Raw genomic sequence first — 25107 nt, 5'->3', positions numbered from 1 at the left:
GGCATCCATATCTACTTCTTCAGTCTAGCCGTACGGACCCCGAATCCCGGCTTTTGGCCCTTGACGCACGGGCAGGCAACTCAGGCCAGAAGCTCGAAGTGGACCTCACGGGCGGCGATATCGGAGGAGATCAGGCGCACCCGCACCGTGGTACCGGATTCCAGGTCGCCGGCGCACCGGGCTGTCACGGCCGGCTCGGCGATCTGGACGATACCCGAGGGGCCGTTGCCGTTCTTCCCGTTCCCGTTCTTCCCGCCGTTCCCGTTTTTGGCGCCGTTGCCGTTGTCTTTCTGCGGCTTGGACCCGGAAATGACAATCGCATCAAACTCCTGGCCGATGTGGTTGACCAGGAGGGCAGCTTCCACGGTGTCCAGTGCCATGCGTTCCATCCGGCTTGCCAGCTGGTCGGATGCGGCCATGATTTCCGGCAGGGTGGGCAGGGCTTCCCGCGCCCAGCCGGGGACCGGCTTGCCGTTGCTCAGGGCTTCGCAGATCACCAGCACAAACCTGTCGATGAGCCGCCGGAGGGGCGCCGTGGTGTGGGCATAGGCCGCACCGATGGCCGACTGGATGGCAGCTTCGGGGACGGTGCCGTCAAACGCCGTGTAGCTTGCTCCGCGGAACAGCATGCCTGCGGAATGCAGGATGGCCAGTTGGCGGGGCTCGGTGGGGTCGAGGCTGCGAAGGTACTCGCCGTAGCTGGTTTTCCCGTCCCACGGCTTGCCGAGGGCCACAGTCTGGAGCCGGAAATGACGGAGGGAGCGCTCGTCCGGGGCGGGCATGGTGCGCAGGATGCCGACCTTCCCCGCCAGCATCATGTCCGCGGCCGCCATTCCGGTCATCAGCGAAATCTGGGCGTTCCAGTCCTCCACCGGAAGCTGGGGCGCCGCCGCAATCCGGTAGCCGCCGTCGGGCAGTTGGACGATTTCCTGCTCCGGCATGTTCAGGCTGGCGCCGCCGCGCTGGCGTTCCAGTTCAACGCGTTTGAGGCCCACTTCCTTCAGGAGCTGCAGCACGGGGTTGGCTGTGCCGGCGTCGATCTCGGCCTGGACGCCCTTGTAGTCCAACTTGGACCGGCTGCGGATGGTGGCCCGCCGGACGGACACGCTGCCAACGTGGGCGGCGTCGTCGAGCCCGAATTCCCAGACAAACGCCGCGCACAGCTGATCGGCCAGGAGGCTGCCCGCCTCCTCGCTGATGACCTCGGGGTGCAGCGGGATCCGGCCGTCCGGGGCGTAGAACGTCTGGCCGCGGCGGCGGGTTTCGGCGTCCAGATTGCCGCCGGGGCGGACAAACGAGGGCACGTCGGCGATGGCGTATAGCACCCGGTAGCCCTCGCCGGAACGCTCGATGAACAGTGCCTGGTCAAGGTCCGTGGACGATGCCGGATCGATGGTCAGGAACTCAACGTCCGTGAGGTCAGCGGCCGGCAGCTGATGAGCGGCCACGGCCGCCTCGGCGTCCCGGACCGCCTCGGCCGGGTAAGGCCCGGGCAGTTCCAGTTCAGTCCGCAGGGCACTCAGGGCTGCTGCGAGGGCGTTGTTCTTCTCATGGACGTTGGGGGCCAACCGATGATGGGACACAAAAGTCAGGTTAGCTCGATTTCGCGGGATCGCGCACGCCCCGCCCCGCTGCGCGCGGGATCTCAGGAGTTGCGCGCTCGATTCTCAGGCAGCGCCGGCGTCCAAGGCGGCCAGGAGGGCCGCGGCAGCTGCTGCCGGATCAGAGGCCTCGGTAATGGCGCGAACCACAACGATCCTGCTGGCGCCTGCCGCCACAACCTGCTCAACGTTGTCCAGGCCGATCCCGCCGATTGCAAACCAGGGGAGCGCGGCTTGGGTTCCGGAGGCAGCGACGGCGTCCGCCGCATATCGAACGAGGTCAAGGCCGACGGCGGCCCGGCCGGGTTTGGTGGGGGTGGCCCACACCGGTCCCACACAGAAGTAGTCGAGACCGTCGTCGGCAGTCACCGATGACGACAGCCGGATGGCGCCCTCGATCTGTTCCGTGGTGTGGGTGGAAAGCCCCACCACGGCGCCGGCCCCCAGCAGGGTTCGTGCGGAGGCCACGGGAAGGTCCTTCTGGCCGACGTGGAAGACCGGCGCGCCGGACAGCATGGCGATGTCGGCGCGGTCATTGACTGCCCAGAGCCGTCCGTGGCGGGCTGCGGCCGCCTGAAGGACCGTCAGTAGTTCCAGCTCCTCGGCGGCCTCGATGGCCTTGTCGCGGAGCTGGATGATGTCCACGCCACCGGCAAACGCCGCGTCCACGAACTCAGCAAAGTCCCCGCGGTCGCGGCGTGCATCAGTACACAGGTACAGCCTGGCGCTGTGGGGCAGGCCGCCGCCGGACTCCTGGACAGTGGTGCTGGGGAGGATGCTGGGGCTGGAGGACACGTTCATGGAAACCACCATAGTTCCCCTAAACTGGGCGAGTACTGCGGGAGCCCGTCGCAGCCGTCATAAAGCGGCAGGGCTGAGAGGGCATGAGAGCCGACCGCTTGACCTGATCCGGCTAGTACCGGCGTAGGGAAGGAAACACATGGTCCCCCCATCCGGCGGCGCGCCCGCCAGCACATCTGACACTGCCGCGGGCAGCGGAGTGAACAGTCCCGTCCTGCACGCCGATGTGGCGGTGATCGGTGGCGGAGTCATTGGCCACTGCATCGCCTGGGAGGCACGGCTCTCCGGCCGCTCCGTGGTGGTGATCGATGACGAACCGGGTTCAGGGGCCAGCTGGGCGGCCGCTGGAATGCTCGCGCCCGTCAGCGAGCTGCACTACCAGGAGGAAGGCCTCCTGGAGCTGATGCTCGAGTCCTCGAACCTTTGGCCTGCCTTCGCGGCGACCCTTGCACGGGCGGGGGCAGGGGATTTTGGCTACCTGACGACGCCGACCCTCGCCGTCGGTGCCGACGCAGCGGACCGCCGCGCGCTCATGGACCTCAGGGCCGTCCAGCAGGCCAACGGACTGCTGGTGGAGACGCTGACGGTCCGGGAAGCGAGAGGCAAGGAGCCGCTGCTCAGTCCGGCCATTTCCTGTGCCCTGGAGATCCCGGCGGACCATCAGGTGGACCCGCGGAGGCTGGTCGCATCGTTGCGGGAAGTCCTGGCCGGCCACGATTCGGACGCGGGCACCGCCGTGGTTGGCGCCCGGCAAGGGTTCGCCGTTGGTCACCGCGCCGCCGCGCTTCTCTGGGAGGACGGCCGGGTCAGCGGGGTGAAACTGGCCAGTGGCGGAACAGTCCTGGCGGGGGAGACCATCGTGGCCAACGGCCTTTCGGCGGCTGCCCTGGGGAGCCTGCCGGGCGGGATGCAGCTGCCGCTGAGGCCCGTCTACGGCGACATCCTGCGGCTCGGTGTTCCCCGGCACCTGCGTCCGTTGGTGACGTCCACAGTCCGCGGCCTGGTCCATGGCGTGCCGGTTTATATCGTTCCCCGGCAGGACGGCACGGTGGTGATCGGCGCAACCCAGCGTGAGGACGCATTGCCCCCAGCGGGAGATATGGTCGGCGCGGGACGGGCCGTCTCCGCAGGCGGCGTGTACCAGTTGCTGCGTGACGCGCAGGTCCTGCTGCCCGCCGTCGCCGAGCTGGAGCTCCTCGAATGCACCACCAGGGCGCGTCCCGCGACTCCGGACAACGCGCCCCTGCTGGGCCGGGTCCCCGCTCCTGGCTCAGGAACCGTTCCGGGACTGATCATTGCCACCGGCTTCTACCGTCACGGCGTGCTGCTGGCTCCGGCAGCGGCAGTCATCTGCCGCGACCTGCTGGACGGCAAAGAAGATCCGCGATGGCAGGCCCTCAACCCGGACAGGTTTTCCAGCCAGCCCCCAGCCGCGTTTCAATTCACGAAGGAAACAGCATGAAGATCACCCTCAACGGCTCGCCCCATGCCGTGCCGAGCGACGCCTCCATCACCACCCTGGTCAGCCAGATCACCGGCCGTCCCCTCGCCGCCAACGGCCAGGCCACAGACGGGCAGAAACTTGGCGTCGCCGTTGCCCGCAACTCAGAAGTAGTACCGCGCAGCCAGTGGTTCGTCACGGCGCTCGCCGATGGTGACAGCGTGGAACTGGTCACCGCAGTCCAGGGAGGCTGACACCATGACAGTCATTAACGACTTAAGCACCGGCACCACCTCGGCGGACACCGACCCGCTTGTCATCGACGGCGTCGAGCTGGGCTCCCGCCTCATCATGGGCACCGGCGGCGCCCCCAGTCTGGACGGATTGGGGGCCGCCCTGCTGGCGTCCGGAACGGAGCTCACTACCGTGGCGATGAGGCGGTACTCGCCCGCCGAGTCCGGCTCCCTCTTCCAGCTCCTGGTGGACCATGGAATCCGGGTCCTGCCCAACACCGCCGGCTGCTTCACTGCAAGGGACGCCGTCATGACGGCCGAACTGGCCCGCGAAGCCCTGGAAACGGACTGGGTCAAGCTGGAGGTCATCGCCGACGAACAGACCCTACTGCCGGACGCCGTCGAGCTTGTGGACGCCACTGAACAGCTCGTGAACCGGGGCTTCAAAGTGTTCGCCTACACGAACGATGATCCCGTGCTGGCCTTGCGGCTGGAGAACCTGGGTGCCACCGCGGTCATGCCGCTCGGGGCGCCGATCGGCACAGGCCTGGGGATCCTCAACCCGCACAACATCGAGCTGATCGTCTCGCGCGCTTCCGTTCCCGTGGTGCTGGACGCAGGCATCGGCACGGCGTCGGACGCGGCACTGGCCATGGAATTGGGCTGCGATGCTGTTCTGCTGGCCACGGCCGTGACGCGCGCCCAGAACCCGGCACTCATGGGCGAAGCCTTCAAGCACGCCGTCATCGCCGGTAGGCTGGCGAAAGCGGCCGGCAGGATACCGCGCCGCGAGCACGCCTTGGCGTCTTCGGCGATGGAAAACCGGGCTGAGTTCCTCTAGACCGGCACCCGCCGCCGCCCGCCGGGACGGCTCACGGAACGAACCGAGGAGTCCGCTGTGTCCGGCAACAATGACGTCCTTACCCGCGAACGGCTCGACTCCGTCCTGGCCGTGCTGCCCGACTGGCGGTACCGGCTGGGCGGGCTCGTCACGGTCTATAAAGCGCCGACGGCGGCCGCCGCGCTTGAGCTGATTGCCGCCGTCGGGCGTTTCGCGGAAGAACAGAATCACCATCCCGATCTCGACTGGCGGTATAACAGGGTGTTCATTCGCTACACCTCCCACGAGGCCGGCGGCGAAGTCACTGAGCGGGACGCCGCGGCGGCTGCGGCAGCCACAGAAGCGGCCGCCGCGGCAGGGGCCACTGCCCAGCCGGGACTGTTCAGGACAGTGGAGCTGGGCATCGACACCCCGGACCCGGCGGAAATCGCCGAGGTGTGGCGGGTGGCACTGGGCTATAAGGAGGGCGCGGGCGGTGACCTGGTGGATCCTTACGGCCGCGGACCGAGCATCTGGTTCCAGGAAACAGGGACGCCCAACAGCGGCAGGCTCCACGTTGACGTGCACTGGAGTCTTGCCGAATCGGGGCCCGTCCTGGCGAAGGCCACGGCAACCGGGGCCTTAATGAACCATGAGCACGCACCCGACTGGGTGGTGGTCACGGACGCACAGGGAAACCGGCTGTGCGTGTGCACGGAGGTAGGCCACCGACCCGAGTCATCGTCAGGCGGCTGACAGGGGTTGCTGCCCTGTTGGCTACAACTTCAGGGCTTTGGTGAGCCGCAGGATGTCGTGGCGTTCGCGGATCCGGCCGAGGTAGATGACCGCCCCGACGGCTGCCGCTGCGCCCAGGGCCATTGGCAGGATCCAAGGGATCCAGGTCAGGCCCGGCCTGTAGCCAAAGCCTGCCGTTATGAAGATGATCCAGCTGAGCGCACCCACGGCGACGGCTACCCCGGCGGGCAGCCCCACACCGTACCTGGCATGGCGGCGGTCATTGGCCCAGACAATGAAGCCCGCGGCAGCGGTGACCAGGACAACGATGGTCAGCGAAAGCATGGAATCTCCTTCGGAATGCAGGGACCCACCGCCCCCGGTAGTGGATCCCTGCTTGTGTACTACAGCTCGTGGCTTAGAACTGGCCGAAACCGACCTTGCGGGCTTCTTCGGCGCCGATCTCCACGTAGCCCAGCGCGTTGCCCGGAACAATGATGATGCGACCCTTGTCATCCTTGAGGCGGAGGTCGGTGCCCTTGGTGATGGCTTCTTCAACGACCTTTGCTACGGCGTCAGCGTCCTCTGCCGATTCCAGCACGATTTCGCGGCCAATATTCTGAATGCCAATCTTAATTTCCAAAAGGGGCCTCCCAGCCAATCAAAGTTTTCTTCGGTTCTCTATTTGTAGTCTAGGACTCTTTAGGGAAGCGCGAGATTCCGCGCCAAGCTAAACGGTAAATGAGGTCGCTGGCGACATCGAGGTCCAGGTTCCCGTCCGTTTCAAGCCAGTAGCGCGCGCTGACCTGCGCCATTCCGGCCAGTCCTCGTCCCAGCAGCTGCGCCTCCAGGTGGGGGAGTTTGGTGTCCTCGGCAATAACGCGGGCGACGGCGTCCGCGAATGTCTTGTTGAACGTTTCCAGCCGGGAACTGACATCGGGATCGTTTATGAGGTCCGATTCGAAGACCAGGCGGTGCGCCTGGTCGTCGCTGGCGATGAAGCGGTAATACGCGCGCATGACGGCCTGGACACGTTCATCATTGTCCGAAGTGGAGTTCAGGGCGCCGAGCATCAGGTCAGTCAGGGAGGTGAGATGGGTGTCCAGCAGCGCAAGGTAGAGCTCACGCTTGGACGGGAAGTGCTGGTACAGCACGGGCTTGCTCACGTGGGCTGTTTCAGCGATCTCATCCATGGCGGCGCCGTGGTAGCCGTTGGCGACGAAGACCTCCTGCGCCGCCGCGAGGAGCTGCGCCCGGCGCTCATCCCGGGGAAGCCGGGCGGACCGCTGCCCCGCCGTGCGTTGAGGTGCGGGCGGTTCCCCGCCGGACGCCCGGTCAGCCTGTGCTTCATGCGCCACAGTTTCCCCTACTTTCCCTTGCCGTTACTTACACAATACTGCGCGGTAATATGACCGGGCGCTATCTTGGGGCATACATTGAGGTATGGCTTCGACTTTGACCGCAAATGATTCCACTGTCTCACTTAAGCCGCTGGTGGAGCCCGCCGGCGAGCTGACCCCGGCCGAGGTGGAACGGTACTCGCGGCACCTCATCATTCCGGAAATCGGTGCGGTGGGGCAGCGGCGGCTGAAGAACGCCAAAGTGCTGGTTATCGGCGCCGGTGGACTGGGTTCACCCGCCCTGCTGTACTTGGCAGCCGCCGGGGTGGGGACCTTGGGAATCATCGACGACGATGCCGTTGACCTGAGCAACCTGCAGCGGCAGGTGATCCACGGCGTGGCCGATGTGGGCCGCCCGAAGATTGAATCCGCCCGGGATGCCGTCGCGGCGCTGAACCCGCTGGTGGACGTCCGGTTGCACAACGTCAGGCTCCACGCCTCCAACGCGCTGGAGCTGTTCGCGGACTACGACCTCATCCTGGACGGGGCGGACAACTTCGCCACCCGCTACCTGGTCAATGATGCAGCGGCCATCCTCGGCAAACCGTATGTCTGGGGGTCGATCTTCCGCTTCGACGGCCAGGTGAGCGTCTTCTGGGAAAAGCACGGCCCCACCTACCGGGACCTTTACCCTGAGGCCCCGCCGGCCGGATCCGTTCCCTCCTGCGGTGAGGGCGGCGTCTTTGGAATGCTGTGCGCCGCCGTGGGGTCACTCATGGTGACGGAGGCAGTCAAGCTGATTACCGGCGTCGGGCGTTCACTGCTTGGCCGCGTGGCACTCTTCGATGCGCTCGGTGGCAGCTGGCGCGAGATTCGCGTGTCCAAGGATCCGGCCGCTGAGCCCATTACGGAACTGACCGACTACGAGGCCTTCTGCGGAATCACCCCCGACGTTTCCGCAGACACGGAGCACACCGTAACGGCAACCCAGCTGGCAACGATGCTGGCCTCGCGCAAGGCCGGCCTGAAGGACTTCGAGCTGGTGGACGTCAGGGAGACCGGCGAACACGACATCGTCAGCATCGACGGCTCGGTGCTGATTCCGCAGGGCAGGATCCTGGCCGGGGAGGCCTGGGCGGAACTGCCGCAGGACAAGGACATTGTGTTCCACTGCAAGGCCGGGACGCGGTCGGCAAACGTTCTGGACGCTGCGCGGAAGGCCGGCTACCACCGGGTCAGCCATCTCGACGGCGGGATCCTGGCCTGGGTGCGGGACGTGGAGCCGCAGAAGCCCGTCTACTAGGCGATTGCCCAGCACAACGCTCTCTCACTTAATGCGGCATTTTGGACGACGCTCTCTCACTTTCCTGAAGAAAGTGAGAGAGCGTCGTCCGTTTTAGCCGCATTAAGTGAGAGAGCGTCGTTGGAAAACCCGCGTTAAGTGAGAGAGCGTTGCTGGGGGGTTAGGCGGTTGCGGTTCCGCGGCGCTCCGCTGCGGGGACGGGGCACTCGGCCTGGGACGCGGCGGCGGGCTGCTCCACGGTAATGCCGTAGAGGGTTTCGAGCGCCGAAACGTAGTCGTCCTGCTGGCCGTTCGCCGCCAGCTCGCGGGCACGGACTGTGGGCACGTGCAGCAACTGCTTGACCATGCGGCGGAGCGCGAACTCCACTTCCTCGGCGGCTGCGGTACAGCCGTGGCGGGCACGGACCCGCTCCATCTCGGCGTCAAGGACGTTCATGGTGTGCCGGCGCAGCGCAACAATGGCGGAGTCCACGGAACGGACTTCGCGTTCCTGTTCGAAGGCCTTGGCGGCGCCGGCCACAATGCCACTGGCCTGGGTCAGGGACTCGGCCTGCTCCTGCGGGGCAGCCAAACGCACGGATTCGAGCGTGAGCAGCTCAACGCCTTCGAGCTGGCCCACTTCCGGGTCAAAATCATGAGTCAGGGCGAGGTCGATGGCAATCAGCGGCTGGGGAGACCCGGCGCGGACCTGGGCAAGTTCACCGGCTTCAACGCGGGTGTCCGATCCGCTGCAGCCAATCATCACATCGGCCGCGGCTACCGCGGGCGGGAGGGTCTCAGCGTCCAGCGCCGTTCCGCCGCGGCTGGCGACGAAGGCCTCAGCGCGTCCTGAGGAGGAGAAGACCGAGATGTCCGTGCATCCGCGTTCGCGCAGCAGCGCCATGGTGGCCCCGGCGTAGGCGCCGGTGCCGAACAGGACAACTTTCTTGCCGGACCAGTCGGGGTTCTCGGACAAATCAGTGGCGAGGTCCAGGGCCACCGAGACGATGGACAGGCCACGCGATCCGAGGGCGGTCTGGGCGCCAACATCCTTGGCCGTCTTGGACGCGGCCTGGAACAGCCGGACCAGGCCGGCGCTGGCAGTGCCCTCGTGCTGGGCGTTGATCAGTGCCCGGCGGACCTGCCCGGCGATTTCGCGCTCGCCCACCACGGCGGAATCAAGTCCGGCGCTGACGGCGAAAAGGTGCTGGCTGACTTCGGGGCCGGTGCGTGTGCTGAAGGAGCGGGAGACGAGCTGTTCGTTGAGTCCGCTCAAGCCGCTGATCTCCGACACGAGGGCTGCCCTGGCAGCCTCCACGTCATCGGCGTTGGGCGCTTCACCGTAGATTTCGTACCGGTTGCAGGTGGCAAGGACCACCGCACCCGTCACTGCCGGCGATCCGGAGAGTGCGGATGTTGCTATCCCTGAAGCACCGCTGCTCAGTTGAGCAACGGTCTCAAGATCGATGTCGGCGTGTGTAGCCACCAATGAGAAAAGAACCACAGCAGGTCAATCATAGCTTTTTCGTGGCGCGGTAGAACAACCCGGGGCGCAGTTCCCGGGCAGGAAGCCCGTGATTCGCGCCACGCTGCTTTGGAGCATGCCGCACTTGACAGGCTGTCCGTTATGTTTTAGGTCCGTTTTTGGGCACAATCAGAGGCATGACTTCCAGCTCCGCCGCGTCCAACGCCGTGTCTAACGCCCTGTCTAACGAGGGTGCCCTTGCCGCCAGCCACCCGCTGATGGATGGCCGCACCGCCGATTCCCCGCTGATCACCGCATACCGGGGCGGCAAGCCGTCGCGGCGTCCCGTGTGGTTCATGCGCCAGGCCGGCCGCTCCCTTCCGGAGTACCTGAAGGTTCGCGAAGGCGTGGCCATGCTCGATTCGTGCCTGCGGCCGGAACTCGCCTCCGAGATCACGCTTCAGCCCGTGCGTCGCCATGACGTGGACGCGGCCATCTTCTTCTCCGACATTGTGATCCCGTTGAAGCTCGCAGGCATTGGAGTGGACATTGTTCCCGGTGTGGGCCCGGTGCTGGATAAGCCGGTCCGCACCGCGGCGGACGTAGCGGCCCTGCCACAGCTGACCTGGGAGGCGCTGGAGCCCATCCGCGAAGCAGTCCGCCTGACCGTGGCCGAACTGGGTAAGACTCCGCTGATCGGGTTCGCAGGTGCGCCGTTTACGCTTGCCGCCTACATGGTTGAGGGCAAGCCGTCCCGTGACCACCTGGGCCCGCGCACCATGATGCACGCGGACCCGGAGACTTGGGCTGCGCTGGCCAACTGGGCTGCAGATGCGTCAGGGCTGTTCCTTCGGGCACAGCTCGAAGCCGGCGCGTCCGCCGGCCAGCTCTTTGATTCGTGGGCAGGGTCGCTGGGCCTGGCCGACTACACCAAACACGTTGCACCGGCCTCCACCCGGGCCCTGGACCACGTCCGCCACCTCGGCGCCCCGCTGATCCACTTCGGCACCGGCACCTCCGAACTCCTGGTTGCCATGCGCGACGTCGGAGTGGATGTGGTGGGCGTTGACTACCGCCTGCCGCTGGACGAGGCGAACCGCCGTCTGGGCGGAACCGTGCCGCTGCAGGGAAACATTGACCCGGCGTTGCTGTCCGCCCCGTGGGATGTTCTCGAGGCGCACGTACGCGAGGTCATCGCAGCGGGCTCTTCGGCCCCGGGGCACGTGTTGAACCTTGGCCACGGGGTGCCGCCGGAAACCGACGCCACGGTGCTCACCAGGGTCGTCGAACTCATCCACTCCATCTCCCCGGAGTAGGCGCGTGGGCAGTTCCTTGACGCCGGCCCGGACCGCAATCGTTCTGGGGGGTGGCATCTCCGGCCTGTTGGCAGCACGGGAGTTGGCTGCTGCAGGCCACGCAGTGACGGTACTGGAGGCGACAGCCACCTGGGGCGGTTGCGTGGGCAGCCACGTGGTGGCCGGCCTTACCCTGGACAGCGGCGCGGAGTCGTTCGCGACGCGCTCCACAGCCGTGGCCGACCTCGCCGCTGAGCTCGGGCTCGCCGGCAAGATTGTTGCCCCCCGCCCGGGCGGAGCCTGGGTGCAGCTTCCAGACGGCCCCCGCGAACTGCCCAAGACCGGCGTCCTGGGCATCCCCGCCAACCCGTGGGATCCGGAAGTCCGCCGTTCCCTTGGCTTTGTTGGCTCGCTGCGGGCGTCTTTGGACAAGTACCTGCCGGCCCGCGTTGGCGCTTCAACGGAGGTCACCAGCGTCTCGGCCCTGGTGCGGACACGGATGGGCCGCCGCGTGCTGGAGCGGCTGGTTGCCCCCGTGGTGGGCGGAGTGCACTCCGCAGACCCTGGCCTCCTGGACGTGGACATGGTGGCCCCCGGACTGCGCGCCGGGATCAGGACACACGGTTCGCTGGCGGCCGCAGTGGCTGCCCAGCGCCGCAGCACCGGCGGACCTGCGGCAGCGAAGGCTGGTTCCGCCGTCGCCGGTCTTGAAAACGGCATGCACACCCTGGTCACCGCGCTGCTCAACGATCTGCAGGGGCGCGGCGTTATCCTGCTCAGCGACTCCACTGCGAGTGCCGTGGAGCGCACCGAGGACGGCTGGCGCGTCACCGCCGGTGAGTCAGCGTACGACGGCGGCCTGCTGATAGTGGCGCTTCCGGGCCCGGCCGCCGTCGGGCTGCTTCAACAGGCGGTGCCCGCCCTCGCGGGACGGAGCCCGGAGCACGGACCCGACGTCCGCCTCGTCACACTGGTGGTGGACCTGCCTGAACTGGACCTCAGACCACGCGGCACCGGCGTCCTGGTGGCACCGCAGACACCGGGCATCGAGGCAAAAGCGCTGACCCACGCCACTGCGAAGTGGGACTGGCTGGCTGCCGCAGCCGGGCCCGGCACCCACGTGCTCCGACTCTCGTATGGGCGCCTGGAGAGTGTTCCGGCTGATGGCTCTCCGGCCGCGGATTCCACGCGGGTTGATTCCGCGCCTCTCACAGACCCCGATCTGCTGGCCGCAGCCCTGCGGGACGCTTCCACTCTGTTGGAGGTGCCTGTGCAAGCTAAGGACGTGGTGGGCTGGGACGTGGTCCGATGGCAGGGTGCGCTGCCGTTCGCAGCGGTTGGCCACAAAGCGCGGGTGGCGGAAATACGCCGCATCTGCTCGGCGGAAGACGGACTCAGTGTTGTGGGCGGCTGGGTTGCCGGCAACGGACTCGCTGCTGTTGTGTTCGACACACGGAAAGAGATCCGCGCCCTCGTCCGCTGATCATCGCCCCTGTTCAGCGGAATATCGGCCCATGGGCGCCCCCTTGACCGTATGGATTTCCGGTTTCCAATCCGTCCGATCGTGTGGCTAGGGTCGATGACTATGGTTATTTACAGGTCCCAGGCTTCCCGTTCCAGGACCAGTATCCATGGGGGGCTTCGGCGTGGTGCGGCGGCAGCGGCCCTCGGAGCGATACTGGTGTTTTCTGCAGGGGTCCCTGCCTCCCAGGCGGCCGACGGAAAGAGTGACGCCGGTAAACCTGCACAGGCCAAAGGACCCAAGAACGATTCCGTCATCGGGGGTGTGCTGAAGGACCTGCAGGGCAGTTCGGCCGGCCCTTCCAACGCCCGCACCGCACCAGCCGAACCAACCCCGGTTTCGTCCAGCCCGGCCCCCGCTAGCCCGGCCCCGGCCGGCAGCACACCGACCGGTGCCGCGTCCTCAGGCCCGGCCCGGCCATCGGACCCGGCCACCCAGTCCCCGACCCCCACTCCAGTGGCCCCCTCACCGGCCTCTCCGACCTCGCCGGCAACTGTTCCCACCCAAGGCGCCCCTTCCCGAGGCACTGCCTCCCAGAGTCCCGCTGCCCAAAGCACTGCGGCGCCGTCCTCGTCCGAGAATCCGCGAAACGGTTCAGCTGCTGACGGAACTGGTCCAGGGACCGCCGGCCAACCTGCTGCGCCGGGAACAGAGCCGCCAGTGTCCGGGGGACAAGTCTCCCGTCAGTCCGACGCCGCCCAAGGCGGGGCACCCACAGCGACCCAAACCACAGCCGGAGCCGGCGGTACCGGCTCCACGCAGACCGCCGGACATCCCACTGCTGCGGGGGCGCCGTCCGCCCGCCACGAGATGACCGCCGCCGGACCCGCAGCGGAAACGACCAAAGTTTGGCTCGGCGTCGGCCTGGTGGGTTCGGCCGGGGCCGCGGGCCTCCTGTTTGCCAGGATCCGCAAGTTCTGACCTGGCCGTGCGGGAGAGTCGCCCCAAGGGGTCCCGGCAGATCTTCGGTCTCTGCCCGGCCGGTCTAAGTGTGAAATTGCACACTTCTACGGCCTGTAGAAGTCGCTGGTTTCGACTTGGACGGACGGAACGGGCAAACTGGTAAGCATGAGCCACACTTCTGTCGAATCTGTCACTAAAACCGAAGAATCAGCCGAGCAGTTCTTCACTCTCTGGACGGTTTTCAAACGCTCCGAGGAGCTCGTGCGCAGCGCTGACGCTGCAGCCGACTTCGACGCTCTGCTCTCCCGGCTGGCCGACGCCGGGGTGACCCACCGCGGCAGCTATGACGTCTCTGCCATGCGCGCCGATGCCGACGTGATGGTGTGGCTCCACGGCCCCAAGCCCGAAGACCTCCAGAAGGCCATCCGCGACATCCGCCGCAGCAAACTGTTTGCCGGCACCGAGATCGTCTGGTCGGCCATGGGCGTGCACCGCGAAGCCGAATTCGCCAAGAACCACACCCCGGCCTACTCCCGTGGCGTGGCGCCGGCCGAGTGGCTGTGCGTCTATCCCTTCGTGCGGTCCTACGAGTGGTACATCCTCCCCGAGGCGGAGCGCGGCAAGATGCTCCGCGATCACGGCCTGCTGGGCCGGGACTTCCCGCAGGTCATCTCCAACACGGTTTCCTCCTTCGCCCTGGGCGACTGGGAATGGATCCTGGGCCTCGAGGCCCCCGAGCTGGTTGACCTGGTCGACCTGATGCGGCACCTGCGTTCCACCGAGGCACGCAACCACGTCCGGGAGGAAATTCCGTTCTACACCGGCCGCCGCGTCACCTCTGCCGAGGTCGCAGAGGTCCTCGCATGACCGGTTCTGATCCCCAAAACGGCTCGCCGGTGACCACGATTAATCCGGTCACCGAGGCGGGCCGCATGGCTCCCAAGGAATATGACGCTGTCCTCCTCGCCTCCTTTGGCGGACCCGAGGGCCAGGACGACGTCCTTCCCTTCCTGCGCAACGTCACCCGCGGCCGCGGCATCCCGGACGAGCGGCTTGAAGAGGTATCCCACCACTACCGGGCCAACGGCGGCATCAGCCCCATCAACCAGCAGAACCGCGAGCTCAAGGCCTCCCTCGAAGCCGAGTTCGCGGCGCGCGGCATCAGCCTTCCGGTGCTGTGGGGCAACCGCAACTGGGACCCTTACCTTCCGCAGACCCTGCAGGACGCGTACGACGCCGGCCACCGCAAATTGCTCATGGTCACCACAAGTGCCTACTCCTGTTACTCCAGCTGCCGCCAGTACCGCGAGGACATCGGCGTAGCACTGACGGAGACCGGGCTCGACGGCCGGCTGGAGGTGGACAAGGTACGCCAGTACTTCGACCACCCGGGCTTCGTGGAACCCTTCATTGAAGGCACCGCTGCCGGGCTTGCGGATGTCCGCGCCCAGCTCGCCGCGGCCGGCACGCCGGACGCCCCCGTGCACATCGTCTTTGCCACGCACTCCATCCCCACCCGCGATGCTGAAGCAGCCGGAAGGTCCGAGGCTGAACCCCGGGAGTTCGAGGAAGGCTCGGCCTACGTGGCCCAGCACCTGGCAACGGCCGCGGCCGTCATCGACAGGGTCAAGGCCGAGTCCGGCCTGACCGCGCCGTGGTCGCTGGTCTACCAGTCGCGCTCCGGAGCCCCCCATGTGCCGTGGCTCGAGCCCGACATCAACGACGCCATCGAGGAACTGTCGGGCCAGGGCATCAAGGGCATCGTCATCGTCCCGCTGGGCTTCGTCAGCGACCACATGGAGGTGGTGTGGGACCTGGACACTGAAGCCATGGAGACCTGCCGCAACCTGGGGCTTGCCGCGACGCGCGTTCCGACGCCCGGCACCCACCGGAAGTTCGTGAACGGCCTGGTGGACCTCATTTCTGAACGTACGCGGGCCAATAACATCAGTAACAGGCCCGCACTGACAGCTTTGGGCCCGTGGTACGACGTCTGCCGGCCCGGCTGCTGTGCCAATTTCCGCGGCGAAAAGCCGACCATCGCCGGAGCCGACACCACCGTGGGCACCGGGCATGACGAGTACCCGGCAGGCGCAGGCGCTGCCGGGGGAGAAGGCAAACTGTGACCGTAAGGATCGGAACACGGGCCAGCAAACTCGCCCTGACCCAGACCCAGCAGACGGCTGACCAGCTGGCCGCCGTTGGAGGCTTCCCGGTGGAACTCGTCCGCATCACCACCGAGGGCGACGTCAAAACCGGATCACTGTCCCAGATGGGCGGCACCGGGGTCTTTGTCGCGGCCCTGCGCGATGCGCTGTTGCAGGAGACCTGCGATGTTGCCGTGCACTCGCTCAAGGACCTTCCCACGGGCGCCGCACTTGGCCTGACCATCGCGGCGACGCCCAAGCGGGTGGATGTGCGCGATGTGCTGTGTGCGCGCGACGGACTCAAACTGGCCGACCTGCCGCAGGGAGCCAAGGTGGGCACCGGCTCACCGCGCCGTGCCGCCCAGTTGCGTGCCGCCCGTCCGGACCTTGATGTGCAGGACATCCGCGGCAATGTAGATACGCGCCTTGGCCGCGTGCCCGGCCTGCCCGGCAACGCGACGGACGCCATTGTGCCCGGGAAGTCCTGTGACCTGGACGCCGTGGTACTGGCAGCCGCCGGCCTGGAACGCATCGGCCGGCTGGACACCGTCAGCGAATTCTTCGAGATGGACGTTATGCTCCCCGCGCCCGGACAGGGATCGCTGGCCATTGAATGCAGGACGGCTGACGCCCCGCGCCAAGCCGGTTCCACCGAAGGATCCCAGGGTGTCCTGGCCCAGGCCTTGGCTGCGCTCAATGATGAGGACACCCGCCTCGCTGTGACCGCCGAACGAGCCGTGCTGGCCCGCCTCGAAGCGGGCTGCGCCGCCCCGGTAGGCGCCTTCGCCTCCCGCAAAGGCAGCATGCTGTACCTTGAGGCGGCGGTGTGTGCCGTGGACGGGACCAGGATCGTGCGCGAAAAGAAGGCGACGGACGGGCTCACCGAGGTTGGCGCCACGCTGCTCGGCATCGAGGTGGCCGAGCTCCTGCTCGCCGCCGGCGCCGCGGAGATCGCGGACCTTGCCGCATCCTGACGCCCTGGCCGGAAACCTGGCGGCTCTGGGTGGCAGGCGCGTCCTGATCACCCGGAGCGCCGACCGTGCCCGGCCGCTGGCCTCGCTGCTCAGCAGCCTGGGCGCCGAACCCCTGATCCTGCCGCTCATCGACTTCGAACGGGCCACAGACCAGCCGGCGCTTGACGCCGCCCTGGATGACCTGGCGGCCGGAGCCTTCGACTGGCTTGTCATCAGCAGCATCACCACGGTGCGCGTGCTCGTGGAAAAGGCGGCCCAGCGGGGCACCACGCCGGCCGCCCTGTTGCCGGCCGGAACGCGGGTGGCTACGATCGGACCGTCCTCAAAGCAGGTGCTGGAAGCCGTGGGCATTCCTGTGGCGCTTGCCCCGGAGGACAACCAGTCTGCCGAGGGGCTGGTGGGTCTCTGGACCGCAGCCCGGCAACGCGTGCTGCTGCCGCAAGCTGACATCGCTGCACCCGGGTTGCGCGAAGGGCTTGCCGCCGCGGGCGCCGACGTGACCTCCGTCGTGGCCTACCACACCGTGGATTTACCGGCCCGGCCGGAACGCCGTCTGGCAGCGGAACTGCCGCCCGCCGTCGGTAGACCCACCCAGGCGGCGCCGCTGGAGCTGAGCCCGCCGCAGGCCAGGAGGGAGCTCGACGACGGGATGATCGACGCCGTCGTGGCTGCCTCGCCCAGTGCCGCCCGCCGCATTGCCGCGGCCCTGCTCCCGCTGGGCGGGTGCCGTTTCATCGCCATTGGGCGTCCGACGGCGGCAGAAGCTGCCGTGCTGGGCATCCCGGTGGCCGCCACCGCCAAAGTACCCACCCCGGACGGTATTGTGGCCGCCCTGGGCACCGTATTCGCCAACGAAGGGAACACCCAGTGAGCTTTCCGAACCACCGCCCCCGCCGCCTACGCACCACCCCGGCCATGCGCCGGCTCACCGCCGAGTACCGTCTGGCGCCGGCGGACCTGATCCTGCCCGCGTTCATCCGCGAAGGCCTCAGCGAACCGGCACCCATCACGTCCATGCCGGGCGTGGTTCAGCACACCACCGAGTCCCTCCGTCGCGCCGCGGCTGAGGCCGTGGAACTGGGCGTCGGCGGCATCATGCTGTTCGGCGTTCCTGCCGTGCGCGATGCCCGCGGCACCGCCTCCCTGGACCCGGACGGCGTCCTCAACAAGGCCATCCGTGACGTCAGGGCCGAGGTGGGCGATGACCTGGTGGTCATGGGCGACGTCTGCCTGGACGAATTCACCGACCACGGCCACTGCGGTGTCCTGGACGCCGAAGGCTACGTGGACAACGACGCCACGCTGGAAATTTACGGCCAGATGGCTGTGGCCCAGGCCGATGCAGGTGCCCACGTCCTTGGCCCCTCCGGCATGATGGACGGCCAGATCGCCGTGATCCGCCAGGCCCTCGAGGAGTCCGGCCACAAGAACACGGTCATTATGGCCTACGCCGCCAAGTACGCGTCCGCGTTCTACGGCCCTTTCCGGGAAGCTGTGGACTCCCAGCTCAAGGGCGACCGCCGCACCTACCAGATGGATGCCGCCAACCGCCGCGAAGCCATCCTTGAGATGGAACTGGACCTTGAAGAAGGCGCCGATATGGTCATGGTTAAGCCGGCCATGAGCTACCTGGACATTCTGGCGGACGTCGCCGCGATGAGCCCTGTGCCGGTCTCGGCCTACCAGATCTCGGGCGAGTACTCGATGATCGAGGCTGCGGCCGCGAACGGCTGGATCGACCGGCGCGCTGCCATCACCGAATCCGTCCTCGGCATCAAACGGGCGGGTGCCAATACTGTGCTGACGTACTGGGCCTCTGAACTCGCAGGCTGGCTCAAGGAGTCCTGACGCTCAAGGACTCCTGACGCCGCGGGGAATGTTTCCGGACGTCCGGTCGTTTGTATGCGTATGCATGAAAATAGTGAGCTTCCCGCAACCACTCCTTCAACCATGGGCAACCCCACCGCCCCTGTCCCGGCGGACACCATCCTGCTTGGTGTCAGTACATTCGGTGACGTCGATCTGGCAGCCGACGGGGCACCCAAGCACCACGCGCAAGTGCTGCGACAGGTGGTGCAGCAGGCCAAGGTGGCGGACGCCGTCGGCCTTCACTCCTTTGGCGTGGGGGAGCACCACCGCAAGGACTTCGCTGTCAGCGCTCCGGATGTGGTCCTGGCAGCCATCGCCACCGCCACCGAAAACATCCGGCTCGGCAGTGCCGTCACGGTGCTGAGTTCGGATGATCCCATCCGAGTTTTCCAGCGCTTCGCCACGCTCGACGCCATCTCCAACGGCCGGGCCGAAGTGATCCTGGGACGGGGTTCCTTCACGGAATCCTTCCCGCTGTTCGGCCAGGACCTTGCCGATTACGACATCCTGTTTGAGGAAAAACTGGACCTCTACGACCGCGTTCGCTCCCAGAACCCGGTGAACTGGGACGGCCGCACCCGAGCCAGCCTCCGGGGCCAGATGGTCTACCCGCACGTGGAGGGCCGCCTGCTTCCCACCTGGATTGGCGTGGGCGGCTCGCCCCAGTCCGTGGTCCGCACCGCTTCCTACGGCTACCCGATGGTCCTGGCGATCATCGGGGGTGAGCCGGAGCGCTTCCGTCCCTATGCGGACATGTACAGGCGCACCCTTGCCGAGGCTGGAAAGGAACCGCAGGCGCTGTCCGTACACTCGCCGGGATATGTGGCCGACACCGACGAGCAAGCCCTCGAGGAGTACTACCCGCATTGGCTCGCAGTGCGGAACAAGCTTGGAGCGGAGCGTGGCTGGGGCCCGGCCGGGCGCGGCGAGTTTGAAGCCGCGGCCGACGACGACGGCGCCCTGTTCATCGGTTCACCGGAAACGGTGGCCGCGAAGGTGGTCAGGCTCAAGGGCACCCTCGGCGCTGACCGCTTCGAGATGAAGTACAGCAGCGGCACTCTGCCCCACGCTCAGATGATGCGCTCGATCGAACTGTTCGGTGCCAAAGTGGCGCCTCTCGTCGCAGACAGGCTTGCCGATAGCTGAGGCCTGTTTTCGGCTCCGGCGCCCGCGCATGGCGCGGGCTCCGGGCACCGTGGCGGGGATGGGAGAATAGGGGCATGACTCGTTCCGATGCCCTCTTCGCCCGTGCCCAGACCCTGATGCCCGGTGGCGTCAACTCGCCCGTCCGCGCCTTTGGCTCGGTGGGCGGGACGCCGAGATTCATGGTTTCCGCCAAGGGTCCGTACCTGACGGATGCGGACGGCACCGAGTACGTGGACCTGGTCTGCTCCTGGGGCCCGGCCCTCCTCGGCCACGCCCACCCGGCAGTGCTGGAGGCTGTCCACGCGGCCGTTGACCGGGGCCTGTCCTTCGGCGCTTCGACGCCCGACGAAGCAAACCTGGCAGCCCTCGTGCAGGAGCGCGTGCCGGCCGCCGAGCGGGTCCGCATGGTCTCCACCGGGACCGAGGCGACTATGACGGCCGTCCGGCTGGCCCGCGGTTTCACCGGCCGCAACCTCATCATCAAGTTCGCCGGTTGCTACCACGGCCACCTTGACGGGCTGCTGGCTGCGGCCGGATCCGGTGTGGCCACCCTGGCGCTGCCGGGCTCGGCAGGCGTTACCGAAGCCACCGCCGCCGAAACGCTGGTGCTGCCCTACAACGACCTCGCCGCCGTGGAGGCCGCGTTCGCCGCGCACGGGCCCAACATCGCTGCCGTCATCACCGAGGCCGCCCCTGCCAACATGGGCGTTGTCACCCCGGGGGAGGGCTTCAACCTGGGGCTGTCCCGGATCACCCGCGAGCACGGCGCCCTGCTGATCCTGGACGAGGTTCTGACGGGCTTCCGCACCGGCTACTCCGGATACTGGGGCCTGACCGGCGGCGCGCCGGACGCCGCCGACCCGTGGACCCCGGACCTGCTCACCTTCGGCAAGGTCATCGGCGGCGGCATGCCGACGGCGGCCCTCGCCGGGCGTGCCGACGTCATGGACTACCTGGCACCCCTCGGCCCGGTGTACCAGGCCGGGACACTCTCCGGTAACCCCGTGGCCATGGCAGCCGGGGTGGCCACCCTGACGCACGCCACTCGCGATGTCTACTCTTTTGTGGACGTCCGCTCACTGGAGCTGTCGTCAGCGTTGTCCTCGGCCCTCGACAATGCCGGGGTGGACCACTCCATCCAGTTCGCCGGGAACCTTTTCTCGGTGGCCTTCGGGACGTCGGCCCACGGCGTCCACAACTACGCGGATGCCCAGGCCCAGGAAACCTTCCGGTACGCACCGTTCTTCCACTCCATGCTGGACTCCGGCGTTTACCTGCCGCCGTCCGTCTTCGAAGCCTGGTTCCTCTCGGCGGCCCACGACGACACCGCCATGAACCGGATCTTCGATGCCCTGCCAGCCGCCGCCAAAGCTGCCGCAGCCGCGAAGGCGTAGCGCCGCCGTCGGGCGCTGTTTCCGCGGTTAAACCGGAAATCCCCGCTCCCCGGACAAAACCCCGCCTCATGCGAGGGGGGAAATGTCCGGGAGACGGGGATTTTCTGTCGGTACGCCTGGAGGCCGGTGCGCCTAGAGCACGTCCGAGAGGAAGCCCTTCAGGCGGTCCGTCGCAGGCGCCGTGAAGATCTGCTCGGGCGGACCCGATTCGACCACCACGCCTGCATCCATGAATGTCACGGTGTCTGAAACGTTGCGGGAGAAGCCCATCTCATGGGTCACCACCACCATGGTCATGCCGCCCTTGGCGAGGTCTGTCATGAGCGCCAGGACGCCCTTGACCAGCTCAGGGTCCAGGGCGGAAGTGGCCTCATCAAAAAACATCACCTCGGGCTTCATGGCCAACGCGCGGGCGATTGCTACGCGCTGCATCTGGCCGCCGGAAAGGTTTGCCGGCCGAGCATCAGCCTTGTGCTTCAGGCCCACCAGGTCCAGCTGCTCCAAGGCTTCGGCGCGGGCCTGATCCTTGGACATCCCGCGCAGCTTCCGCAGCGCCAGGGAGACGTTCTCCACCACGGTTTTGTGCGGAAACAAATTGAACTGCTGGAAGACCATGCCGATCCGCCGCCGCAGTTCATCCGGATTGTCCTTGAGCACCGAACGGCCGTCCAGCAAAATGTCACCCTGCTCGGGCTCAATGAGGCGGTTCATGACGCGCAGGAGCGTGGATTTGCCCGAGCCGGAGGGCCCAATCACGGAAGCCGTGGTGCCCTTCTCGACGTGCAGATCTATGCCGCGCAGGACCCGGTTTGACCCGAAAGCCAGGTGGATGTTCTGGGCTGTCAGCGTTCCGGAAACGAATTCGCTCATGCCTGGGCTCCCTTTCCGACGACGGCGGCTGCCTCGTCCGGTTCCTTCTTCTCCGGCCGGCCCGAGCGCAGGCGGCGGTCGATCCAGTTCACGAAGTGCGTCAATGGGACGGTGAGCGCCAGATAGAAAACCGCGGCCGCCACGTACGGTGAAAGATTTCCGCTGTTGGACGCCGCGTCCTTGCCGATCTGGAAGATTTCGCGTTCCGTGGCCAGGAGGCCGAGCATAAAGACCAAGGACGACTCCTTGATCAGGGCAATGAACTGGTTGACCAGCGCCGGTAGGACACGCCGGACACCTTGGGGCACGACGACCAAGCGCATGGCAGGGCCGTATCCAAAGCCTAAGGCGCGGGTGGCCTCGAGTTGCCCCTTATCGACACTCTGAATCCCGGAGCGGAAGATCTCGCCGATGTAAGCGGCCGACATCAGGGACAGTGCAGCGATAGCCATCGGATAAGGGCTGCTGGATCCGGTGATTTGACGGAAAATCGGTCCGAAGCCAAGCCCGATCACCAGGATGGTCAGGATGGGTGGCAGCCCGCGCAGGACATCGGTGTAGATGCGTGCAATCCAGCGGGCGGCGGCATTCCGGGAGATCCCCATGAGGGCAAGCACCATGCCGAGTACCGTCCCGATGACGCCCGACGTGACGGCCAAAACGAGCGTGTTTGGCAGCCCGACGGCAAACATCTTGGGCAGAACTTCGCCTATCGCCTTCCAGTCCAGGAAGGTATCAGAGAGCAGTGTGAGGAAATCCACGAAACGCGCCGGTTACTTCGCGGTAACCTGGACGGCCTTGCTGCCCGGCTTCCAGCCCTGCGGAGTCTGCTCTGCAGCGGTCGGGCGGTCGGTGTACCACTGGGCAGTGAGCTTGGTCCACGTGCCATCAGCGATCACAGCGTCTAGGCCGGAATTGAGGGCATCGATCAGCGGCTGGTTGTCCTTGTTCACTGCCCAGGCGGTGAAGTTCTGGGTGTTGACGACCTTTTCGGCGATCTTGGTGTTGTCGCCCTCCTTGACCTGGCCGGTGGCCTGCTGGGACGGAGCCACCCAAGCGTCCACCTGGCCGCTCTTCACGTTGGCGTACACGGTGTTGTAATCAGGGAAACGGACCGGCTCGAGCTTGAGGGTGTTGGTCACGTAGTCGTCCTGGACGGTGCCCTGGACGACGCCGATGCGGACGCCGTCTTTGAGGTCGGCGAAGCCCTTGACCTTGGCGTCGCTCTTGGTCACGACGGCCATGTAGCCGAAGTCGTAGCCGTTGGTGAAGCCAACGGTCTCGCGTCGCTTATCCGTGGTGGAGATCGAGGAGGAGCCCACATCGAACTGCTTGTTCTTAACCTGGGAGAGCAACGCGGAGAAATCAGTGGAGGCGAACTCGACCTTGAGGCCCAGTTTGTCGCCCACGGCCCGCAGGAGTTCATTGTCATAGCCGGTGAACTTGCCGGCGGGATCAATGAAAATGTTCGGGGGAGCATCTGAGAGGGTACCGACACGCAGGGTGCCGTCGGTGATGAGGCCGAGCTTGGTCTTGTCGATCTTGTCGACCGGAGTGACCTCGGCGGTGGTGTACTTGTCCAGCGTCTGCTGGTCGCTGCCGGCCAGGGCGTCTGTGGGAGTACCGCTGGGCTGGGCTGTGCCGGAACCGCACGCGGCCAGCGAGACAGCCAGAGCCACTGCTACAGGAGCCGTGGTCAGCCACTTCATGGCTTTAGTCTTCATGAGGTAGTCACTTTCATCTGAGTCATTCGTTCAACCGGGCCGAAAAGGCTGCGCGTGTGGCGCCTGGAGCCTTGCTCCCAGATTGCCGACCGGCCGGGACGGGATTACCGCGGAACTTAATCATCTCATTCCCCGGTTTCCATCCATTCAGGCGAATTAGTGCACCTCCTAAGTGGAGCTTGCCGAATTTATGGCTGCCCGCATCTGCTCATGAACTTTAGGTGAACGGGTGTATCCCGTGACGCCGAATTGCAGCGTTCTGTCAGCGGCTGGCAGGCGGCCCTCGCGCATTAGTGAGTTAGCTCTCAGCTAGAAGTCGCCGCGGCTGGCGTCTTCCGGTGGCAGGACCGGCCATTCGCCTTCGATGACGGCGGCGGGTTTGGTCTTGCGCAGGTAACTCTGGAAGTCGGCCGCCTGGCTCACGGCCCAGTCCTTCTGAAGTGCGTGCAGCTGGCTGGCCGGCATCTTAAGCTTGGGGAATTTGATGGTCATGGCATCAAGCATCCGGAGCGTGGCCAGGGCGTCCGCCGCCGACGTGTGGGCGTTGTCCAGGTTGATGCCATACTCCTCGCAGAGCGCTGTCAGCGTGCGTTTGCCCTTGCGGTAGCGGTCAACCTGTTTGTTCATGATGTACGGGTCAAGGACGGGGAACCGGGTGAGCTGCCGGACACCGTAGCGGGCGGATTCCGCGGCCAGGACCGTGAAGTCGTAACTGGCGTTGAAGGCGATGACCGGGACGCCGGCGTCGAAGAGTTCCTGCAAAACGGTGGCGAGCTCGCCGGCCACTTCGTGAGCCGGACGCCCCTCGCGGCGTGCCTGCTCGGTGGTGATGCCGTGAACGTCGCTGGCCTCGGCGGGGATCTCAATACCCGGATCGGCAAGCCATTCGTGTTCCTTGATCACGTCCCCCTGGTGGTCCACCACAGTCACCGAAGCAGTGACAATGCGCGCTGCACGCGAATTCCGTCCAGTGGTTTCGAGGTCGAAGGCTGCGCGGGGAAGGGTGTTCCAGGTGGTCATGCTTCAACGCTACCGGCCGGCACCGACAGGATCCGGCACCGCCACTGCGGCTAGTCTGGATCCATGCGGATTGAGTACGTCGAGGCGGTGCTGGCGGTGGTCGAGCTGGTTCCGTCCGGGACCGCACTGGCCTACGGCGATGTGGCCGAGTTGCTGGGATCCGGCGGTCCCCGCCAGATTGGCCGCGTGATGAGCCACTACGGCAGTTCCGTCCCGTGGTGGCGGATCCTCAAGTCCAGCGGGCATGGTCCGGACGGGCATGAAGCAGAAGCCCTCCGCCATTACCTGCTGGAGGGCACGCCCCTCCTGGGCCGCCCTGAAGACTATCTCCGCACCGGCGAAGGCCGCTGGCGGGTTGACCTGATGGCGGCGCGCTGGGCACCGGTCGAGGACGATTTCGACAGGATCGATGCGATTGCCGAGGGCCTGGAGCTGCTGCTGCACAGATTGTCAGTGGCTGATGATGGAATGTCTGTGTGACCCTAACAATTCCCGATCTTGATCCCGCAGAGTACTCCGGTGCCG

Annotated in this window: 26 protein-coding genes and 1 riboswitch; of the genes, 16 read left to right on the top strand and 10 right to left on the bottom strand. The window is 66.5% G+C overall.

Features of this window, described 5'->3' with window-relative positions; all coding sequences use genetic code 11:
- Positions 1 to 80: 80 nt before the first annotated feature.
- Positions 81 to 1583: an RNB domain-containing ribonuclease gene (locus tag AC1MCD_RS13340; RefSeq protein ID WP_498672664.1), complete on the bottom strand. Its 1503-nt coding sequence runs from the start codon at positions 1581 to 1583 to the stop codon at positions 81 to 83.
- Positions 1584 to 1667: 84 nt separating this feature from the next.
- Positions 1668 to 2402 (bottom strand): thiamine phosphate synthase, encoded by a 735-nt coding sequence (gene thiE / locus AC1MCD_RS13335; RefSeq protein WP_498672662.1) that lies wholly within the window; start codon positions 2400 to 2402, stop codon positions 1668 to 1670.
- Positions 2403 to 2429: 27 nt separating this feature from the next.
- Positions 2430 to 2549, top strand: a riboswitch (TPP riboswitch).
- On the opposite strand from thiE, the gene thiO reads away from it, so the two are divergent.
- The 4 genes from thiO (at position 2542) to AC1MCD_RS13315 (ending at position 5652) form a co-directional block, all read left to right on the top strand.
- Entirely contained in the window at positions 2542 to 3864 is a 1323-nt protein-coding gene (gene thiO / locus AC1MCD_RS13330) for a glycine oxidase ThiO (protein WP_498672661.1), read from the top strand. Its footprint overlaps the riboswitch before it by 8 nt.
- The gene (thiS, locus tag AC1MCD_RS13325) at positions 3861 to 4097 is read left to right on the top strand and encodes a sulfur carrier protein ThiS (protein ID WP_498672659.1); all 237 of its coding nucleotides are present in this window, start codon (positions 3861 to 3863) and stop codon (positions 4095 to 4097) included. The genes thiO and thiS overlap by 4 nt, the downstream gene beginning before the upstream one ends.
- 4 nt (positions 4098 to 4101) lie before the next feature.
- Entirely contained in the window at positions 4102 to 4917 is an 816-nt protein-coding gene (locus AC1MCD_RS13320) for a thiazole synthase (protein ID WP_498672658.1), read from the top strand.
- Positions 4918 to 4974: 57 nt separating this feature from the next.
- A complete protein-coding gene (locus tag AC1MCD_RS13315; RefSeq protein ID WP_498672656.1) occupies positions 4975 to 5652 on the top strand; it encodes a 4a-hydroxytetrahydrobiopterin dehydratase in 678 nt (225 codons plus the stop codon).
- Positions 5653 to 5673: 21 nt separating this feature from the next.
- On the opposite strand, the gene AC1MCD_RS13310 is transcribed toward AC1MCD_RS13315, so the two are convergent.
- The 3 genes from AC1MCD_RS13310 to AC1MCD_RS13300 all read right to left on the bottom strand — a co-directional run bounded on the left by AC1MCD_RS13310 (position 5674) and on the right by AC1MCD_RS13300 (position 6989).
- Positions 5674 to 5976, bottom strand: coding sequence for a hypothetical protein (locus AC1MCD_RS13310; RefSeq protein ID WP_498672654.1), 303 nt, complete (start codon positions 5974 to 5976; stop codon positions 5674 to 5676).
- 73 nt (positions 5977 to 6049) lie between these two features.
- Entirely contained in the window at positions 6050 to 6274 is a 225-nt protein-coding gene (locus tag AC1MCD_RS13305) for a DUF3107 domain-containing protein (protein ID WP_498672651.1), read from the bottom strand.
- A 49-nt stretch (positions 6275 to 6323) separates the two neighbouring features.
- A complete protein-coding gene (locus tag AC1MCD_RS13300) occupies positions 6324 to 6989 on the bottom strand; it encodes a TetR/AcrR family transcriptional regulator (protein ID WP_498672648.1) in 666 nt (221 codons plus the stop codon).
- Between the two features lie 85 nt (positions 6990 to 7074).
- Here AC1MCD_RS13300 and moeB point away from each other — a divergent pair, with 85 nt between their 5' ends.
- Complete coding sequence (gene moeB, locus AC1MCD_RS13295; RefSeq protein WP_498672644.1) at positions 7075 to 8274, top strand: molybdopterin-synthase adenylyltransferase MoeB; 1200 nt, start codon at positions 7075 to 7077, stop codon at positions 8272 to 8274.
- Between the two features lie 160 nt (positions 8275 to 8434).
- Here the strand turns inward: moeB and AC1MCD_RS13290 are convergent, their stop codons facing one another.
- Positions 8435 to 9757, bottom strand: coding sequence for a glutamyl-tRNA reductase (locus AC1MCD_RS13290; protein ID WP_498672641.1), 1323 nt, complete (start codon positions 9755 to 9757; stop codon positions 8435 to 8437).
- Between the two features lie 158 nt (positions 9758 to 9915).
- On the opposite strand from AC1MCD_RS13290, the gene hemE reads away from it, so the two are divergent.
- From hemE to hemL, 10 genes are all read left to right on the top strand, one after another.
- On the top strand, positions 9916 to 11034 hold the full coding sequence (gene hemE, locus AC1MCD_RS13285; RefSeq protein WP_498672639.1) for a uroporphyrinogen decarboxylase: 1119 nt from the start codon (positions 9916 to 9918) through the stop codon (positions 11032 to 11034).
- Positions 11035 to 11038: 4 nt separating this feature from the next.
- Positions 11039 to 12496 carry a protoporphyrinogen oxidase gene (gene hemG, locus AC1MCD_RS13280; RefSeq protein ID WP_498672638.1) on the top strand — a complete coding sequence of 486 codons (1458 nt, stop codon included), beginning with the start codon at positions 11039 to 11041 and terminating at the stop codon, positions 12494 to 12496.
- A 699-nt stretch (positions 12497 to 13195) separates the two neighbouring features.
- Positions 13196 to 13456 carry a hypothetical protein gene (locus AC1MCD_RS13275; protein WP_498672636.1) on the top strand — a complete coding sequence of 87 codons (261 nt, stop codon included), beginning with the start codon at positions 13196 to 13198 and terminating at the stop codon, positions 13454 to 13456.
- 147 nt (positions 13457 to 13603) lie between these two features.
- A complete protein-coding gene (hemQ, locus tag AC1MCD_RS13270) occupies positions 13604 to 14305 on the top strand; it encodes a hydrogen peroxide-dependent heme synthase (RefSeq protein WP_498672634.1) in 702 nt (233 codons plus the stop codon).
- Positions 14302 to 15564, top strand: coding sequence for a ferrochelatase (locus AC1MCD_RS13265; RefSeq protein ID WP_498672632.1), 1263 nt, complete (start codon positions 14302 to 14304; stop codon positions 15562 to 15564). The genes hemQ and AC1MCD_RS13265 overlap by 4 nt, the downstream gene beginning before the upstream one ends.
- Positions 15561 to 16559, top strand: coding sequence for a hydroxymethylbilane synthase (gene hemC / locus AC1MCD_RS13260; protein WP_498672629.1), 999 nt, complete (start codon positions 15561 to 15563; stop codon positions 16557 to 16559). Before AC1MCD_RS13265 ends, hemC begins: the two co-directional genes overlap by 4 nt.
- Entirely contained in the window at positions 16546 to 17430 is an 885-nt protein-coding gene (locus tag AC1MCD_RS13255; RefSeq protein ID WP_498672627.1) for a uroporphyrinogen-III synthase, read from the top strand. Before hemC ends, AC1MCD_RS13255 begins: the two co-directional genes overlap by 14 nt.
- Complete coding sequence (gene hemB / locus AC1MCD_RS13250) at positions 17427 to 18407, top strand: porphobilinogen synthase (protein ID WP_498672625.1); 981 nt, start codon at positions 17427 to 17429, stop codon at positions 18405 to 18407. Before AC1MCD_RS13255 ends, hemB begins: the two co-directional genes overlap by 4 nt.
- A 102-nt stretch (positions 18408 to 18509) precedes the next feature.
- Positions 18510 to 19574, top strand: a complete 1065-nt coding sequence (locus AC1MCD_RS13245) for an LLM class flavin-dependent oxidoreductase (protein ID WP_498672623.1) — start codon at positions 18510 to 18512, stop codon at positions 19572 to 19574.
- 74 nt (positions 19575 to 19648) lie between these two features.
- Positions 19649 to 20968 (top strand): glutamate-1-semialdehyde 2,1-aminomutase, encoded by a 1320-nt coding sequence (gene hemL, locus AC1MCD_RS13240; RefSeq protein ID WP_498672621.1) that lies wholly within the window; start codon positions 19649 to 19651, stop codon positions 20966 to 20968.
- A 132-nt stretch (positions 20969 to 21100) separates the two neighbouring features.
- Here hemL and AC1MCD_RS13235 read toward each other — a convergent pair whose 3' ends face one another.
- The 4 genes from AC1MCD_RS13235 to AC1MCD_RS13220 all read right to left on the bottom strand — a co-directional run bounded on the left by AC1MCD_RS13235 (position 21101) and on the right by AC1MCD_RS13220 (position 24582).
- On the bottom strand, positions 21101 to 21838 hold the full coding sequence (locus AC1MCD_RS13235; RefSeq protein ID WP_498672619.1) for an amino acid ABC transporter ATP-binding protein: 738 nt from the start codon (positions 21836 to 21838) through the stop codon (positions 21101 to 21103).
- Positions 21835 to 22599: an amino acid ABC transporter permease gene (locus AC1MCD_RS13230; RefSeq protein WP_498672617.1), complete on the bottom strand. Its 765-nt coding sequence runs from the start codon at positions 22597 to 22599 to the stop codon at positions 21835 to 21837. Before AC1MCD_RS13230 ends, AC1MCD_RS13235 begins: the two co-directional genes overlap by 4 nt.
- A gap of 12 nt (positions 22600 to 22611) precedes the next feature.
- Positions 22612 to 23562 carry an ABC transporter substrate-binding protein gene (locus AC1MCD_RS13225; protein WP_498672615.1) on the bottom strand — a complete coding sequence of 317 codons (951 nt, stop codon included), beginning with the start codon at positions 23560 to 23562 and terminating at the stop codon, positions 22612 to 22614.
- A gap of 309 nt (positions 23563 to 23871) precedes the next feature.
- Positions 23872 to 24582, bottom strand: a complete 711-nt coding sequence (locus AC1MCD_RS13220; RefSeq protein ID WP_498672614.1) for a 3'-5' exonuclease — start codon at positions 24580 to 24582, stop codon at positions 23872 to 23874.
- 63 nt (positions 24583 to 24645) lie between these two features.
- On the opposite strand from AC1MCD_RS13220, the gene AC1MCD_RS13215 reads away from it, so the two are divergent.
- Positions 24646 to 25062: an MGMT family protein gene (locus tag AC1MCD_RS13215; RefSeq protein WP_498672612.1), complete on the top strand. Its 417-nt coding sequence runs from the start codon at positions 24646 to 24648 to the stop codon at positions 25060 to 25062.
- Positions 25063 to 25107 lie beyond the last annotated feature (45 nt).

It is taken from the genome of Arthrobacter sp. BF1, assembly GCF_056680215.1.
The sequence above is the reverse complement of the archived record's forward strand: the minus strand, read 5'-3'. Positions and strand labels throughout refer to the sequence as shown.